This window comes from Sphingomonas sp. NFR04 (genome assembly GCF_900114095.1).
Taxonomy (GTDB): domain Bacteria; phylum Pseudomonadota; class Alphaproteobacteria; order Sphingomonadales; family Sphingomonadaceae; genus Sphingomonas.
Map to the genome: position 1 here is coordinate 473,219 of NZ_FORV01000004.1, position 15,117 is coordinate 488,335.

Annotated in this window: 12 protein-coding genes; 3 read left to right on the forward strand and 9 right to left on the reverse strand. The window is 66.1% G+C overall.

Translation table 11 applies throughout. The features are described from left to right. Positions 1-41: 41 nt before the first annotated feature. A complete protein-coding gene (locus BM009_RS14590; RefSeq protein ID WP_175488032.1) occupies positions 42-1,178 on the reverse strand; it encodes a nuclear transport factor 2 family protein in 1,137 nt (378 codons plus the stop codon). Further along, the gene (locus BM009_RS14595; protein WP_093297259.1) at positions 1,175-2,032 is read right to left on the reverse strand and encodes an alpha/beta fold hydrolase; all 858 of its coding nucleotides are present in this window, start codon (positions 2,030-2,032) and stop codon (positions 1,175-1,177) included. Before BM009_RS14595 ends, BM009_RS14590 begins: the two co-directional genes overlap by 4 nt. Positions 2,033-2,035: 3 nt before the next feature. On the opposite strand from BM009_RS14595, the gene BM009_RS14600 reads away from it, so the two are divergent. Further along, positions 2,036-3,058: a cupin domain-containing protein gene (locus BM009_RS14600; protein ID WP_093297261.1), complete on the forward strand. Its 1,023-nt coding sequence runs from the start codon at positions 2,036-2,038 to the stop codon at positions 3,056-3,058. Between the two features lie 103 nt (positions 3,059-3,161). On the opposite strand, the gene hisD (BM009_RS14605) is transcribed toward BM009_RS14600, so the two are convergent. Beyond that, the gene (hisD, locus tag BM009_RS14605; protein ID WP_093297263.1) at positions 3,162-4,454 is read right to left on the reverse strand and encodes a histidinol dehydrogenase; all 1,293 of its coding nucleotides are present in this window, start codon (positions 4,452-4,454) and stop codon (positions 3,162-3,164) included. Positions 4,455-4,601: 147 nt separating this feature from the next. Here hisD (BM009_RS14605) and BM009_RS14610 point away from each other — a divergent pair, with 147 nt between their 5' ends. Beyond that, positions 4,602-5,654: a LacI family DNA-binding transcriptional regulator gene (locus tag BM009_RS14610; RefSeq protein ID WP_175488034.1), complete on the forward strand. Its 1,053-nt coding sequence runs from the start codon at positions 4,602-4,604 to the stop codon at positions 5,652-5,654. A gap of 240 nt (positions 5,655-5,894) precedes the next feature. Continuing rightward, the gene (locus BM009_RS14615; protein WP_093297267.1) at positions 5,895-8,198 is read left to right on the forward strand and encodes a TonB-dependent receptor; all 2,304 of its coding nucleotides are present in this window, start codon (positions 5,895-5,897) and stop codon (positions 8,196-8,198) included. Positions 8,199-8,241: 43 nt separating this feature from the next. Here the strand turns inward: BM009_RS14615 and BM009_RS14620 are convergent, their stop codons facing one another. The 6 genes from BM009_RS14620 to BM009_RS14645 form a co-directional block, all read right to left on the reverse strand. Continuing rightward, complete coding sequence (locus tag BM009_RS14620; protein WP_175488035.1) at positions 8,242-9,573, reverse strand: amidase; 1,332 nt, start codon at positions 9,571-9,573, stop codon at positions 8,242-8,244. Next, the gene (locus BM009_RS14625; RefSeq protein WP_093297390.1) at positions 9,570-10,319 is read right to left on the reverse strand and encodes an HpcH/HpaI aldolase family protein; all 750 of its coding nucleotides are present in this window, start codon (positions 10,317-10,319) and stop codon (positions 9,570-9,572) included. Before BM009_RS14625 ends, BM009_RS14620 begins: the two co-directional genes overlap by 4 nt. Then, positions 10,316-11,089, reverse strand: a complete 774-nt coding sequence (locus tag BM009_RS14630) for an SDR family NAD(P)-dependent oxidoreductase (RefSeq protein ID WP_093297270.1) — start codon at positions 11,087-11,089, stop codon at positions 10,316-10,318. Before BM009_RS14630 ends, BM009_RS14625 begins: the two co-directional genes overlap by 4 nt. Further along, positions 11,082-12,419 (reverse strand): histidinol dehydrogenase, encoded by a 1,338-nt coding sequence (hisD, locus tag BM009_RS14635; protein ID WP_093297272.1) that lies wholly within the window; start codon positions 12,417-12,419, stop codon positions 11,082-11,084. The genes BM009_RS14630 and hisD (BM009_RS14635) overlap by 8 nt, the downstream gene beginning before the upstream one ends. A gap of 75 nt (positions 12,420-12,494) precedes the next feature. Further along, positions 12,495-13,595 (reverse strand): zinc-binding dehydrogenase, encoded by a 1,101-nt coding sequence (locus tag BM009_RS14640; RefSeq protein WP_093297273.1) that lies wholly within the window; start codon positions 13,593-13,595, stop codon positions 12,495-12,497. Beyond that, entirely contained in the window at positions 13,592-15,070 is a 1,479-nt protein-coding gene (locus BM009_RS14645) for an aldehyde dehydrogenase family protein (RefSeq protein ID WP_093297275.1), read from the reverse strand. Before BM009_RS14645 ends, BM009_RS14640 begins: the two co-directional genes overlap by 4 nt. Positions 15,071-15,117: the final 47 nt, after the last annotated feature.

The window sequence follows — 15,117 nt, forward strand, 5'->3', positions numbered from 1 at the left end:
GCGTCTGCGCGGCCGCGCCGCGCAGACGGCGTTGGGCTTCGTCAGGACGCCTGCAATGCGGACATCTTGAGCTGAACGAGCATCGCGAGCTCGTCATAGACCACCCATTCGTCGACGATCTTGCCGTCGCGGATGTGGAAGTGCGTGACCCCCATGACGTGCAGCGGGTGGCCGGTGGGTGCGCCAAGGCTGCCATAGCCGAGATGATGGCCATCCATCGTCCAGCGAAGCGCGTACTTGGTGCCGCCCTCCTCGCTGTCGACCGAGCAGATATGCTGCGGGACGAAGGCGCAATCGGGAAGCAGCGCGACCAGCCGCATCGTCTGCTGCAACACCGCAGCGGGGCCGGCGATCTCGCGCATCAGCGGCCCGTGCCACTGGCAGTTGGGCGCATAGATGTCGCGGATCAGACCGAACATGCGCTTGTTGTAGATGTGGTGCAGCCAGCGCAGCAGCTCGGCCTCGCCTTCATTGTGCGCGATCGACGTGTCCGCCTCCGTTTCCGGAGGGTATTGGCCAAGCAGGCGGCGGTTTTCGACGAGGTCGAACATTGCCTCGCCATTCTCGACCTTCTTACGGGCGACACCCTCGGCGAAGACGTGCGGATCGAGGCCGATCTGGATCACCGGGCCCATATTGTCGCGGACGATCCACTCCTTGTAGATCTTGTTCTCCAGGATCATGCATTCCGCCACCGTCCGCGTGCAGTAGGTGCGGCCGGTGGGCTTGCCCCAGGATCCGAACTGGCTGTGCCGACCCAGGCCGTGCGTCATGTGGCTGGTGTAGAAGCCGTCGACGTCGTTGCCGCGCCAGATGACCTGCTGCGCCATGCCGCGGCGGTCGGGAAACTCCACCAGCCGCTGGATTGTATCGCGGATATGGGTCTCGCGATCATACATGGTGCCCATCGTCGTGTAGGCGACGCAGTTGTGCGTGTAGTGGGTGTAGATCAGGCCAACGTCGCGCTCGTCCCAGATGCGATGGGTGCAGCGGATGATGTAGTCGACGATGTCGGTATAGCAGGGGTCGAAGCCGCGCATCGACTGGACGCGGGGGCGATCCTCCGGCACCAGCTGCGTGAAATCGCGCCGCTCGACCTGCAGCACGGCGGCGTCCGGCGACGGCGTCACCTTTCCGCTCTCGACAGGCTTTGCTGGCTTGTTGCTGCTATCCGTCACGAAACCTCCAATGATGCGCTATGTGTGCGTGATAGGGTGCTGGGTGCGCCCTGCGAAAGATCCGATAGCCAGCTGCTGAGCGCCTGCGCGCATGCCTGTGGCTTCTCCAGCAGCACGAAGTGTCCCGCGCCGGGAATGCGTTCAATGCGCACCCTCCGAAGGCCGGCGGCGAGTTCGTCCTGCGTCGCTGCAGGCGCGACCACGTCGCCCTCCCCGGCGAGGATCAGGACCGGCATCTGAAGGGTTGCCAGCCGCGGTCGCTGATCGGCGCGGGAAAGCGCAAGCTCGGTTTGGCGACGCGCTGTGCCCGGCGGGCATGCCCGCGCCATGGCGATTATCTGGTCGCGCAACGCCGCATCGCCGGTGCGATCGGGGTGGACGTACCTGGCCCAGAGCGTCTCGCCGACCAGCGTTCCCGGATCCACGCCATCCGCTACCTGCGCGCGCCGCGCACCATGCTGGTCCACCGGCACGTCGCGGGGCGTGGTGGCGATCAACACCATCGCGGCGATCCGTTCGGGTGCGCGTGCCGCCATCTCGAGCGCGACGATGCCGCCCAGCGAAAAGCCGAGTGCGATGAAGCGCGGCGGTGCTTTGGCCAGCACCGCCTCGGCGGCGTCACCGATGTCTTCATGGCCCGTCAGATCCGCGGCGATCGAGGGGTGCCTGGCCGGCAGCATCGGCGCGAAGACGCTCGCATCGCACAACGTGCCCGGCAGTAGCAGCAGCGGCAATCGTTCGTCGCGCACGGTGTTTTCGACAGCCTCTCGCACCAGGGGCGGCTGAGCCGCCTTGCATAAGCAATGACATTGGCCTACCAGACTTGCATCCGAATGCAATACTGGTTGGAGCATGTTGTGACAGATTGGACTCGCGAGCAGATGGAGCAGCGGCTGGTTCGCTACGCCGATCTCGTGCCATGCCGGACGGCGTTTCTAGACACCCGGACGCCGGGGTCGACGGAGAAGGAAAACTTCACGATCATCGGCCCCGGGGTGTCCGAAAGTGCCGACCAGTTCGTCCACATCACCGAGAAGCACGGCTTCAACATCGGCGCGGCGCGGCAGCCCTTCGGGTGCATCAACTCGCAGCACAGCCACGAGACCGCCGAGGTGTTCGTCGTTCATTCGGGGCATTGGCGCCTGCTGTTCGGGCCGAATCGCGAGGATGGGACGCTCGATATCGCACCGGGCGATGTCGTGTCGGTGCCGACGCGCATGTTCCGCGGCTTCGAGAAGATCGATCGGGGTCTGGGGTTCCTATACACCGTGCTGGGCGAGGATGATCCCGGCAAGGTCACCTGGGCCCCGGCGGTGTTCGAGGCCGCGTCCGACTTTGGCCTGAAGCTCACCAAGGAAGGCATGCTGATCGACACCAGCGCCGGTGACTACACGCTGCGCGAGGCCGATCTCGCGGCGCCGATCGATACGGGCCATGCCGAGCAACTGGTCACCCCGCCCCTCGAGAAGCTGCTGCAGTGCATCGTGCGGGCCGGCATGGCCGAGGCCAATCCGCAGTCGCCGCTCGCGAGGGAAGGCGTGCAAGAGGCGGGGCTGATCGTCCCGCAGGCGACCGATGACGGCTTCGCCCCCGGTCCGATCGTCGGCTGGTGGCCGCATGGCTTCAACCTTCGCCTGCTGACGCTGGAGAGTGGCGCGTTCGTGCCGCCGCATGCGCGCAGCGAGGCCGAGGTGCTGTTCGTGCAATCGGGGGCGCTCGAGATGCGTTGGGGCGAGGAATCGCTGTTCCTGGGCGCGGGCGACACGCTCACCGTGCCCAAGGGCCTCTACCGGTCCTATCGGAACACGGCGTCCGTGCCGGCGCAGGTCTTCGTGACCCGCGGCACCGAGAACCCCGCGCGTCCGGTGTTTGCCGCCTAACCGGACAGCGACGGTGATAAAAAGGGAGGGCGTGGCCAGCTCGGCCACGCCCTCCCTTTTGTTTGGCAGTGCGCCGCCCCGATCCGAGGCGGCGCCTTGCGGTTCAGGCCGGCACGCGCAAACGATCGAAGCGGATGGCCGCAGCCTTCTGGTGACCCTCCAGCCCTTCGCTGCCGCTCTGGCGGATCGCCGGGGGAGCGACCTGGGCGACCGCGCTTTCGTCAAGCCACTGATGGGTCGCAATCTTGACGTACGAGCCAACCCAGAGCCCGCCGGTATAGCGGCCCGCGCCCATGGTCGGCAGCGTGTGGTTGGTGCCGACATTCTTGTCCGAATAGACGACGCTGGCATTTTCTCCGATGAACAGCGAGCCATAGTTGCGCAGCTTGTGCGAAAAGGCATGCGGATCGGCGGTATGGACCTGGAGGTGCTCCGCCGCGACGTGATCCGAATAGGCGATCATCGCTGCTTCGTCCTCGCACAGCACGACCTCGCCATAGTCGCGCCAGCTCTGGCCGGCGACGGCGGCGGTGGCCAGCGTCTCCAGTTGCCGGGCGACTTCGCGCACGGTCGCTTCGGCAAGGCTGCGATCGGTGGTGATCAGCCCCACGCGGGTACGCACGTCGTGTTCCGCCTGGCCCAGCAAATCGGTGGCGATCAGTTCGGGGTCGCCGGTGGAATCGGCGACGATGAAGATTTCGGACGGACCTGCCAGCTGATCGATGCCTACCGGTCCGAACACCTGTCGCTTGGCCTCATTCACGAACGCGTTGCCCGGTCCCATGATCTTGTCGACGCTCGGCACGGTCTCGGTGCCGAATGCCATCGCCGCAATCGCTTGGGCACCACCGATGCGGAAGATGCGGTCTGCACCGGAAAGGTGGCAGCCGGCGATCATCGCGCGGTGCGCGTTTGGCGGCAGGCACGCGACCACTTCATCGCATCCGGCCACCTTTCCAGGCACGATCGTCATGATCGGCGCAGAGAGGAGCGGGAAGCGACCGCCGGGCACATAGGCGCCGACGCGCTGGATAGGAATGACGCGGTGGCCGAGATGCAGGCCGGGCAAGGGCTCCACTTCCAGCGGGAGGATCGTGCCGAGCTGCGCCTGTGCGAAGCGGCGGACGTTCTCGATCGCAAATTCGGTGTCAGCGCGGGTCTGCGGGTCCAGTTCGTCGACAGCAGCGGCGCGGTCGGCTGCCGAAACCTCGAACTGGTCCAAATCGGCCTTGTCGAATTCCCGTGAATAGCGCGCGACCGCGGCGTCTCCATTGGCGCGCACGTCGGCCAGCACCTTGGCCACCAGCCCCGCGACATCGCTGCTGTCGGCGATCTGATCCCGTTCTGGTTGCTTGATGTAGAGGGTCCGGGACTCAAACCCAAGCGGCGCGTTCATCAGCTTCTCCTCGATTTGCTAAAGCGATGCGGGGCATCTTGGGCCCGAATAATGCATCCGAATGCAAATGTCATTGGGCTAATCGCGCTATCGGCTGCAAAGCTTTGCGGTTATGGCGAAGGCGCTGCAGCAAGGGGCACAAAGGAAATGCCAAAACGTACCGCCGACCGCGCACCGACCGCTTCGTTCATCGCGCAGTCGGGCCGACGGCCTACCTCCTATGACGTTGCGCGCATCGCCGGCGTCTCGCAGTCGGCGGTGTCGCGGTGCTTCGCGCCCAATGCGTCGATCGCGCCGGCAAAGCGCGAGTTGATCCTGAAGGTCGCGTCGGAGCTGGGCTATCGTCCCAATGCCCTTGCGCAGGCGCTGATTTCGAAGCGGACGAACCTGGTCGCGGTGCTGATCTCGAACCTGACCAATCTCTACTATCCGGAAGTGCTCGCCGGGCTGAGTGCCAGCCTCACCAAGCGCGACGTACGGGTGCTGCTGTTCAGCCTCGGCGCTGAGAGCGAAGTGGATGACGTGATCGACCAGATCTGGCGCCATTCGGTGGACGGGGTGATCGCGGCGGCGCGCCTGTCCGAGCAGCAGCTGGAGCAGTTCGCCGATCATCAGATCCCGGTCGTGATGTACAATCGCCTGGCCAGCGGTCCCAACGCTGCTTCTGTCCGGTGCGATTCGGTAGGCGGCGAGCGTGACCTTGTCGAACGGCTGATCGCTAGCGGCCATCGACACTTCGGCATCATCGCCGGCCCCGAGGACAGCTATGTGGGCGAAGAGCGGAACAGTGCGGCCAGAACGCTGCTCGCGGAGCGAGGCTTCGGGGACGTGCCGATGGTGCGCGGCGACTTCAGCTATGCGAGCGGGCGGGCGGGGGTGCGCGAACTTGCGCGCATCATGCCCAAGCTCGACGCTGTCGTCTGCGCCAGCGATCTTATGGCGATCGGAGCCATGGATGAGGCGCGAATCGAGCTGGGGCGCGACGTGCCTAAGGACCTGTCGATCGTCGGTTTTGACGGCTCGGGCCCGGCAACTTGGGAAAGCTACCGCCTGACAACCATTCGCCAGCCGGTTGGCCGTATGACGGCCGCCGCTGCCGCGATGCTGATGGAGCGGATCGAGGATCCCGCGTCGCCTGCTGAGCAGCGGCTCTTTTCCGGCCAAATGATCGAGGGCGCCTCGGCCCGACTCGGGGCGTGAGGCGCTGCATTCGGCTTTACAAAATAGTGACATTTTTGCCGCGGCTATCGCATGCTCTGAAAACCCTTATGGCCTCGCCCCACAAGATTGCTTCCCTAACAAGTTGATAATTGTCAATTAATTCTAACTAGACGCGTCATGGTCGAACGCTTGATCGAATGACTTCGAATGCAAAAATTAGTGGACGGGTTGCCTGACCACCGATAGCTTTCAAGCCTCAAATGAAGAGGTGGGGAGCTCATGAAAAACGATCTCAAGATGGCGTGCTCGAGCGCGGTGCTGATCCTGATGTTCGCCGGCGCACCGGCTCTGGCGCAGACGCAAGCGCAAGCGCCCGTCGCGGCAGAAGAAAATAGCGGCAGCGAGATCATCGTCACTGCGCAGCGTCGCGACGAGCGACTGCGCGACGTGCCGATCGCGATCACCGCGCTGACCAGCGAGACCCTGTCGCGACTGCACGTCGACAATGTCAGCCGCGCGGAACTCGTGACCCCTGGCTTCACCTGGGGCTCTCAGGGATCGGATTCCTTCCCGGCAATCCGCGGCGTGCGGACCAGCCTCGTCAGCGCCCAGAACGATCCTGTGATCGGGTTCTACATCGACGGCATCTACCAGAGCCGCACCCAGCAGCAGAGCATCCCGATCTTCGACGTTGGCCGGATCGAGGTGCAGCGCGGGCCGCAGGGCACGCTGTACGGCCGCAACACCTTCGGCGGCAATCTCAGCATCGTCACGCAGGCGCCGACCGAGAAGGAAGAAGCCGGGTTCACGGTCGATGTCGGCAACTTCAACTCGACCCGGATCGACGGCTATATCAACCTGCCGCTCACCGAGACGCTGCAGGTGCGTGTCGCCGGTGTGTTCCAGCGGCACGATGGATATGTGAAGTCGACCACGCCCGGTATCGAGCTCAACGACCTCAACGAGAACGCCCAGCGCGTGAATGTCCGCTGGAAGCCCAGTGCCGAACTGGAGGTGACGTTGCACGCCGGCCGCTGGCGCCGGGACGATGCGGGTGCGGGCTCATATGGGTACAAAGTGGCCGGCACGCTGATCAATCCGCAGACCGGCTTCCAGTCGATCAACGGGCAGCCCTTCGCGGTCAATCCTTCGGTGCCGAACGGGGCCCCCAATGTCGCCGGGCGCGATGTCGGCCTGCCGGTGACCGGCGGCGCCTGGACCAACGACTGGAACTACCAGCCGTTCGAGCATATCGCCGAGGACTATGTGTCCGGCCAGGTCGCGTATGATCTCGGCAGCGTCACGTTGCGCTCGATCAGCGGCTATACCCACTTCACCGCACATCGCAGCGCCGACAACGACCAGAGCAGCAAGGTGTTCGAGGCCTATGGCTACGGCTCGGGGGTGCAGGAGCCGAACACCCGCTCGAACTCCTTCACCCAGGAACTGCAGGTCGCGTCGAACGGCGCGGGGCCGCTGCAGTGGATCGCCGGCGCCTATTATCTCCACGACGACATCTTCGAGACCTATCAGCAGAAGGTGACGGCACCCGGTGCCACCAGCGGTGCGTTTCGCGGTGACGCAGCGCTGAAGACCGACGCGTTCGCCGGCTATGCGCAGGGTACGTTCGCCGTGGTGCCGGACCTGCTGAAGGTCATCGGCGGCGTCCGCTATTCGCACGAGAAGAAGGCATTCCGCTTCGCCGACTTCGTCGATGCAGCGCCAGGGACCTATGACTTCCGCACGCCGTACAGCACCACCACCGGCGGCCCGAGCTTCGACAGCTGGACGTGGCGCGGCGGCCTGCAGGCGACGCCGGATCGCAATACCATGCTCTATGCTACCGTATCGACGGGCTTCGCATCGGGCGGGGTGAACGATACGGGCGGCGATCCGGCGATCCCGGAGTCCTATGCCCCGCAAAAGGTCACCGCCTATGAGGCAGGCGTCAAGGCGCGCTTCCTGGGCGGCAAGCTCGATACAGAGCTGTCGGTCTTCCACAACGCGTTCAGCAACCTGCAGATCAACGTCTACACGCCGCGGGTGTCCTACTTCGGCAGCGCGGGCAAGGCGCGGAGCAATGGCGCCGAACTCACCGTGCGGGCGACGCCCGTACCGGGGCTCCACGTCGATGCGACGCTGGCCTATATGGATGCCAAGTACACCTACTACGTCAGCGGCAACAACTTCTACGGTCTGTCGGGGGGCAACGACCCCGTGTCGCTGAACCTTGCCGGCAAGCGCATCCCGCAATCACCCAAGTGGAAGAATACTTTGGTGGTAAGCTATGACATCGATCTGGGTTCGGCGGGCACGCTGTCGCCCCAGGGTATCTGGCTGCACTCGTCCGACTATTTCACCACGGACTACAACACCGTGCTCGATCACCAGCAGGCGTATGACAAGTTCGACGCATCGCTGCGCTGGACCGAGGCGCGCAAGCGCTATTTCATCGAGGCCTATGGCGCCAACCTCTCCAACGAGGCGGTGCTCTACAGCGCGGTGATCGGTCGCCGCGAGCGGGTGCAGGTGTCCTATGGAGCGCCGCGTACCTACGGCGTGCGAATCGGTGCCGCATTCTGACGACCGGCGGGGAAGGCTGTCCTTCCCCGCAGCGCGGGCGCGTTCAGCGCCCGCGCGCTTCGATCTGCCGGGCTGCGGCGAAGAGCATCGTTTCGCAGCCTGGCGGCCCGATCAGTTCGACGCCGACCGGCATGCCGTCGATTTGCTCGCCAGACGGCACGCTGAGCGCGGGCCAGCCGCTGCGCGCCGCAAGCTCGGGCGCCCAGCCGCCCTTCGGGTTCTCCAGAGAGCGGGGCACGACCTGCGAGGTAGGAAACAGCAGGAGATCGACCTGCTTCTCGTTCAGCAGGTGCACCATCGCGTCTCGTAGCCGGGCATGCTCGGCGAGGATCGTGGCGGTCGCTCCGCCCTTGCGCGCCAGTCGGGCGCGCAACTGCGGCGCATAATCGGGCAAGTGCGCCCCGCTTTTCACCAGCGCAGACAGTGTCGCAGGCGCGGTGCCGGGGACGAAATTGGTGGCAAGATAGCCGTCGAACGCATCAGCGAACTGCGCATCGACAATGTGATCGCCGCTTATCGGCAGCAATGCGTCCGGCAGCGCCACCGGATCGATGATCTGAACGTCGCTCCGCGCGAGTGCGTCGATCGCCGGCGCCAGCGCCGCGGAGATGGCGCGATCGCTGCCGAATGCCTGACGCAGGATGCCGATGCGCGGCTGGCGATCGGGTGCCGCAGCGAAGCGCAGGCCGAGCGCCGCGAGCAGCAGCGCGACATCGTCGACCGAGCGGGCGATCGGTCCGACCGTGTCGGTCGCCGGCGCAAGCGGTGCTATGCCGTTCATCGGGAGGGCATACTGGGCGGGGCGAAATCCCACCAGGCCAGTATAGGCGGCAGGAATGCGGAGGGACCCGCCGGTATCGGTTCCGAGGCCCGCCACTGCGAAGCCGCAGGCCACCGCAACGGCGGTGCCGCCGCTCGATCCGCCCGGCGTCACCTCGAGGTTCAGCGGGTGCAGCACGTCGCCGCCGAGGGAACTGCGCGATCGAATCTCGAAGGAGAGTTCAGACAGGTTGGTCTTGCCGACCAGTACCGCGCCGGCCGCGCGCAGCCGCGAGACCACGTTTGCGTCGCCAACCGGCATCGCGCCGCGCAGTCCGATGCATCCGGACGTGGTGGGCATGCCCGCCACGTCAATATTGTCTTTTACGACAATGGGGATGCCGTGGAGCGGTCCCAGCGACCTGCCTTGTGCCGCCGCGCGATCCGCGGCGTCGGCTTCGGCGCGTGCGTCCAGGTTCATCGCGAGCATTGCGTGGAGGTTGCCGTCGCGTGCTGCGATCGCCACCAGACAGGCGTCGAGCAAGTCGCGCGCGCGGAGCTGTCCGCTCGCCAGGTGCGATGCGAGGGTAGCGATCGTCGGTTCGGCTGTGGTCAAGCGCGCGCCCGCCGAAGCAGGTCGGCTGCACCTTGTAGCAGAAAGCCATGGTCCGAACCGAGCAGGAACAGGCTCGCGCCGCGCGCCGTCCAGTGCGGAACGTCTTCGATCCGGGCCAGGAACATGCCGACGCGGCGATCGTGCCGGCGCCCCGCCGCGCAAACGGCCTCCACCGCAGCGATCACCGCAGGATCGTCCTGGCTTGTTGCGCCGTACGCCACGGTAAGGTCGGCGCGGCCGACGAACAGCGCGTCAATGCCGGGGACCGCCGCGATCGCATCGATATCCTCGACCGCCTCCGGGTCCTCGATCTGGGCGATCGCGACGACGCCGGCCGCGCTCGCGGCCAGATGGCCTGCCATACTGCGCGTGGTGTACCCCGCCGCGCGCGAGGATCCCGCATAGCCCCGGCCGCCGGCGCCATAGCGACAGGCGCGGGCAAAAGCCTCGGCTTCTGCCTCCGAGCGGATATGCGGCGCGACGACGCCGCTTGCGCCGCAATCGAGCGCGTTGAGGATGTGCTCGGGCGCAGCGGTCGCCACGCGTACCAGCGCCGGCTTGGCCGCCGCGCGCGCCGCCGCCACGCAGCCGTCGATAGCGATGCGGTCGAACGGGGCGTGTTCCGCGTCGAGGCAGAGACAATCCAGGTCGGTGAGGCCCAGCACTTCCACCACGATCGGGGAGGGCGTCTTGACGAAGGTGCCGACCAGCGGCGTCCCCGATGCGAGCTTTTCCTTGAAGGTCATTCCGCGGTCCATCCTCCGTCGACGACGATGCTCGTCCCCGTCATCATCGCCGATGCGTCGGACGCGAGAAACAGGACGGCGCCCATAAGGTCTTCGACCTTGCCGAGGCGGCCGAGCTTGATCTTCGCCAGCACGCTGGCCTTGAACGCGGGATCTTCGAAATAGGGCTTGGTCAACGGCGTCTCAATGAAGGTCGGGGCAATCGTGTTCGAACGGATCTGATGGGGTGCGAGATCGAGCGCGATGGCCTTGCTCATGCCCTCCAGCGCCCATTTCGACGCACAGTAAAGAGCGCGATTGGGGCCGCCTACATGCCCCATTTGCGATCCCATGTGGATCAGCGATCCAGCCTTTCCCGCGCGGAGCATCGCCTGCGCGGCACCCTGCGCGACGAAGAAGGCGCTTTTGACGTTCAGATCGAGCACCGCATCGTAGTCGGCAGGCGTTACGGCGGTCATCGGCATCGGCCGATTGGTCCCCGCGTTGTTGACGAGGACGTCGAACGCCGGCTGCTCCTCGAAAAAAGCGGCCACCGCCGGCAGGTTAGAGACGTCGAGGCAGGCCGCCACCGCGCTGCCGCCGTCGGCGCGGATTGCGGCAGCGCCGGCTTCGATCTCGGCGGCGGACCTGGCCACCAGCGTCACGGCAGCACCCGCCTCGGCCAGTGCTGCCGCGGCGGCGAGACCGATGCCGCGCCCGGCGCCCGTCACCACCGCCCGCCGGCCGTGCAGCGCGAAGCCGGGGGTGCGGGGCAGCTGCGGATCAGGCATCGACGCGGGTCAGGTCCGAGGGCGCCGCCGCGCCGCCATAGGGCACGTCACGCCCGCCGAAGCGCCGGACGCGGACATTGGCCTGCTCGCCATGGCCGGCAAAGCCCTCCAGTGCGCAGAGCCGGCTGCAATATTCGCCGATCAGTGCGGATGCCGCATCGGTCGTCACCCGCTGATAGGTGCAGGTCTTCAGGAATTTGCCCACCCACAGGCCGCCGGTGTACCGCGCCGCCTTCTTGGTGGGCAACGTGTGGTTGGTGCCGATCACCTTGTCGCCGAACGACACGTTAGTCCGCCGGCCGAGGAAGAGCGCACCGTAGTTGGTCATGTGCTGCAGGAAATAGTCCGGGTCGGCGGTCATCACCTGTACGTGCTCCGAAGCGATCTCGTCGGCGATGCGTACCATCTCCGCATCGCTCTCGGCGACAATGACCTCGCCAAACGCCTCCCACGCCTTGCGCGCCACGCCGCGCGTCGGCAGAATTTCCAGCAGCCGGTCGATTTCGCGCATGGTCTCCCGGGCTAGCTTGTCCGAGGTAGTCAGCAGCACCGCCGGGCTGTCCGGCCCATGTTCCGCCTGACCCAGCAGGTCGGTCGCAGCGATTTCGGCATCACAGCCGGCTTCGTCGGCGATGACCAGCGTCTCGGTCGGGCCGGCGAACAGGTCGATGCCGACGCGGCCGAACAACTGTCGCTTGGCTTCTGCGACGAAGGCGTTGCCGGGACCGACCAGGATGTCGACGGGTGCGATCGACTGGGTGCCGAGGCCCATTGCCGCAACCGCTTGAATGCCGCCCAAGCAGTAGATCTCGTCGGCACCGGCCATTGCCTGGGCCGCAACGATTGCCGGTGCCGGTTTGCCCTGGAAGGGTGGGGCGCAGGTGACGACGCGCGGCACACCGGCAACCTTGGCAGTGATCACCGACATGTGCGCCGATGCCAGCAAGGGGTATTTGCCACCGGGAACGTAGCAACCGGCAGCGTTCAACGGGATGTTGCGATGGCCGAGAACGACGCCCGGCAGCGTCTCCACCTCGACATCCTGCATCGATGCGCGCTGGACCTGCGCGAAGTTGCGCACCTGCGTTTGCGCGAACTCGATGTCCTTCACGTCCTGCGGGCTCAGCGTATCGATGCAGGCGGCGATTTCCGCGTTGGACAGGCGGTAGCTGTCGCGATCCCAGTTATCGAAGCGGATCGAGAGATCGCGGACGGCAGCATCGCCGCGCATCTCGATGTCGGCAAGGATCGTCTCGACCGTGTCGCGAACCTGTCGGTTCGCCGCGGCCTTCGATTCGGCAGTGGCGCCGCGCTTCAGATACTGGGGCAATGTCGGGCTCCGTGGGTCGTGTGAACGCACCCTTCTTAAACGGCATGCATTCGAATGCAAGAAAAGTCGTATTAGTCAGTTGGGCAGAAGGATCGTCCTGCCCGGCACGCCGGACTCCAGCCAGCGAAGCGCGTCGTTGACCTGCGCCAGCGGCACCTGCTCGCCAATCTGGGCATCCAGCGCCAGCCGGCCAGCGCGATAGAGCGAAAGGATGCGATGAATATCCTGTTCCGGCACACCGCCGCCATAGATCGAGCCGAGGATCCGCTTCTTCGATCCCGGGAAGCCGATGGCGGGAATGGCGAGGGTCGCGCCGACGGGTGCGATCCCGACGATCACGACCGACCCCGCCGGCCGGGTCATGGCATAGGCGCCTGCCATCGCGGCGGGGTGTCCGGTGCTCTCGATCGCATGGTCGACGCCGCGCCCGTTCGTCCAGGCGCGCACCTGGTCTGCAAGGTCGGGCGCAGCGCCATCGACGAAATGGGTCGCGCCGCTGGCGAGCGCCATCTGCGCTCGGGCCGGGTTGGTATCGACGGCAATCACCGTCCGTGCGCCCGCAAGCGCGGCGGCCTGGATAGCGTTGATCCCCACGCCGCCGACGCCGACGACGGCGACGGAATCGCCGGGACGGACGCGCGCGTCATTTGCTACCGCACCGAAGCCGGTGGTCACCGCACACCCGATGAGCGCGGCCACCGCGAACGGAATGTCGGGCGGCAGCAGGATGCATCCGGTTTCGGGCACTACCGCGAGCTCGGCGAACGAGGAGACACAGGAATAATGGCCGATCGGCGCCTCGGGTGGTCCGAGCCGGCTCGTGCCGTCCCACAGGCCACCATGGGCTGCGGCATGCCCGTAGACGTCGCAGAGGGTCGGGTGGCTGTCCTGGCAATAGAAGCAGTGCCCGCAATTGGGCGACCAGCTGAGCACGACCGGGTCGCCCGGCCTCACCTTCGATACCCCAGATCCGACGCGCTCGACCACGCCCGCTGCCTCATGCCCAGGGACGAGGGGCAGGGCAGATCCCGTCTTGCCGCGGATCGTCGAAAGGTCACTGGCGCAAACGCCGCTGGCCATGATGCGGACCAGCACCTCGCGGTACCCCGGATCGGCGATCGCGATATCCTCGATCTCGAGGTCGCGACCGAAGTCGCGCAGAACTGCTGCCTTCATTGCGGACTCCGGATCGAGAGGAAGCGCGTGTACATCATTTCTCGCAAGGCTTCCGGCCCGCCTTCGTCGCCGAAGCCGGAGTCAAGAATGCCGCCGAACGGGACTTCGGGGTAGCCCAGGCCATTGTGGTTGAGCGACACCATGCCTGCGCGAAGGTGACGTTGCATCGCATCGATGTCGGTTGCATTTCGCGACCAGCCATAGGCGGCAAGGGCATAGGGAAGGCGATTGGCCTCGATCAGCGCTTCCTGGACATCCGCGACTGCGTTGATGATCGCCACGGGGCCGAAAGGCTCCTCGTGAAGAATGCGCGCCGTGGGCGGCACCTCCGCTAGTACGGTAGGCAGGAAGAAGTGGCCATGTTCGCTCGGGCCACCGGCTCCGCCGCACAGCAGACGCGCGCCTTGGGCGACGGCATCCTCCACGAGCCGTGAAAGCGCGATGACACGCCGCGCATTCGCCAGCGGCCCCATCGTCGTGGTCGCATCGAGACCGTTGCCGACGCGGACCGCCCACGCGCGATCGACGAACGCCGCGGTGAACCGATCAACTACGCCTCGAGCAACCAGCAGCCGCGTGGGCGAGATGCAGGCTTGGCCTGCATTGTGAAACTTGTCGCCTGCCAGCGATGCTGCCGCGGCATCGACATCAGCGTCCGCAAGGACGAGGGCGGGTGCGTGTCCACCCAGCTCCATCACGCACCGCTTCAGATGCTGGCCAGCCAGCCCGGTAAGCGTCTTGCCCACCGCCGTTGAGCCGGTGAAGCTGATCGCGCGAACTTCGGGGCACGCAATCAGAAAGGCCGAGAGCTGCGCCGGATCGCCGTAGACCAGCTGCAGTACCCCCGGCGGCACGCCTGCATCGATGAAGGCGCGAACCATTTCCACGGCCGCTGAGGGCGTTTCCTCCGCGACCTTGACGATGATCGAGCAGCCGGCTGCCAGCGCGATCGCGATCTTGCGCACCGCCTGGCCGACCGGGTAGTTCCATGGGGTAAAGCCTGCGATCAGCCCCAGCGGCTCCATGGTCGCGCGCGCCGTGACGTCGTTCGCCCGAGCAGGAATGATCCGTCCATAGGTGCGCCGGCCTTCATCGGCGAACCAGTCGAGCACTTCGGCGGAAAAATGGATCTCGGCGGTTGCCTCGCGGAGCGGCTTGCCCTGCTCCAGGGTGATCCGGCGGGCCATCACATCGGCACGCTCGCGCAGCAGCGCCGCCGCGCGGCGCAGGATGGCGGCGCGCTGGAAGGCCGACATGCGACGCCAGCTTTGGAACCCGGCCTCGCCGGCCGCCACCGCGTCAGCGAGATCTTCGGCCTCGGCCAGCGCGACGTCGCCGATCGGCCGTCCGGTTGCGGGATTGGTCACCGCAGCCGTTCGGCCGCGCGCACCCTTCCGCCAGCCGGCGCCGATATACAGCTCGCTGTCCGGCAGCGTCTCCGCGGAATAGGCCGTGCGCCCCTGTTCTATGTTCATGTGATGCGACCCCTCCCATGCACATCGCTACTGCGGAGTGAATTCGA

Excerpts from the sequence above, each read along its gene's own strand:
- BM009_RS14625 (WP_093297390.1), bottom strand. The coding sequence starts at position 10,319 with ATGACCTTCAAGGAAAAGCTCGCATCGGGGACGCCGCTGGTCGGCACC.
- BM009_RS14630 (WP_093297270.1), bottom strand. The coding sequence starts at position 11,089 with ATGCCTGATCCGCAGCTGCCCCGCACCCCCGGCTTCGCGCTGCACGGC.
- hisD (WP_093297263.1), bottom strand. The coding sequence starts at position 4,454 with ATGAACGCGCCGCTTGGGTTTGAGTCCCGGACCCTCTACATCAAGCAA.
- BM009_RS14640 (WP_093297273.1), bottom strand. The coding sequence starts at position 13,595 with ATGAAGGCAGCAGTTCTGCGCGACTTCGGTCGCGACCTCGAGATCGAG.
- BM009_RS14615 (WP_093297267.1), top strand. The coding sequence starts at position 5,895 with ATGAAAAACGATCTCAAGATGGCGTGCTCGAGCGCGGTGCTGATCCTG.
- BM009_RS14610 (WP_175488034.1), top strand. The coding sequence starts at position 4,602 with ATGCCAAAACGTACCGCCGACCGCGCACCGACCGCTTCGTTCATCGCG.
- BM009_RS14645 (WP_093297275.1), bottom strand. The coding sequence starts at position 15,070 with ATGAACATAGAACAGGGGCGCACGGCCTATTCCGCGGAGACGCTGCCG.
- BM009_RS14595 (WP_093297259.1), bottom strand. The coding sequence starts at position 2,032 with ATGCTCCAACCAGTATTGCATTCGGATGCAAGTCTGGTAGGCCAATGT.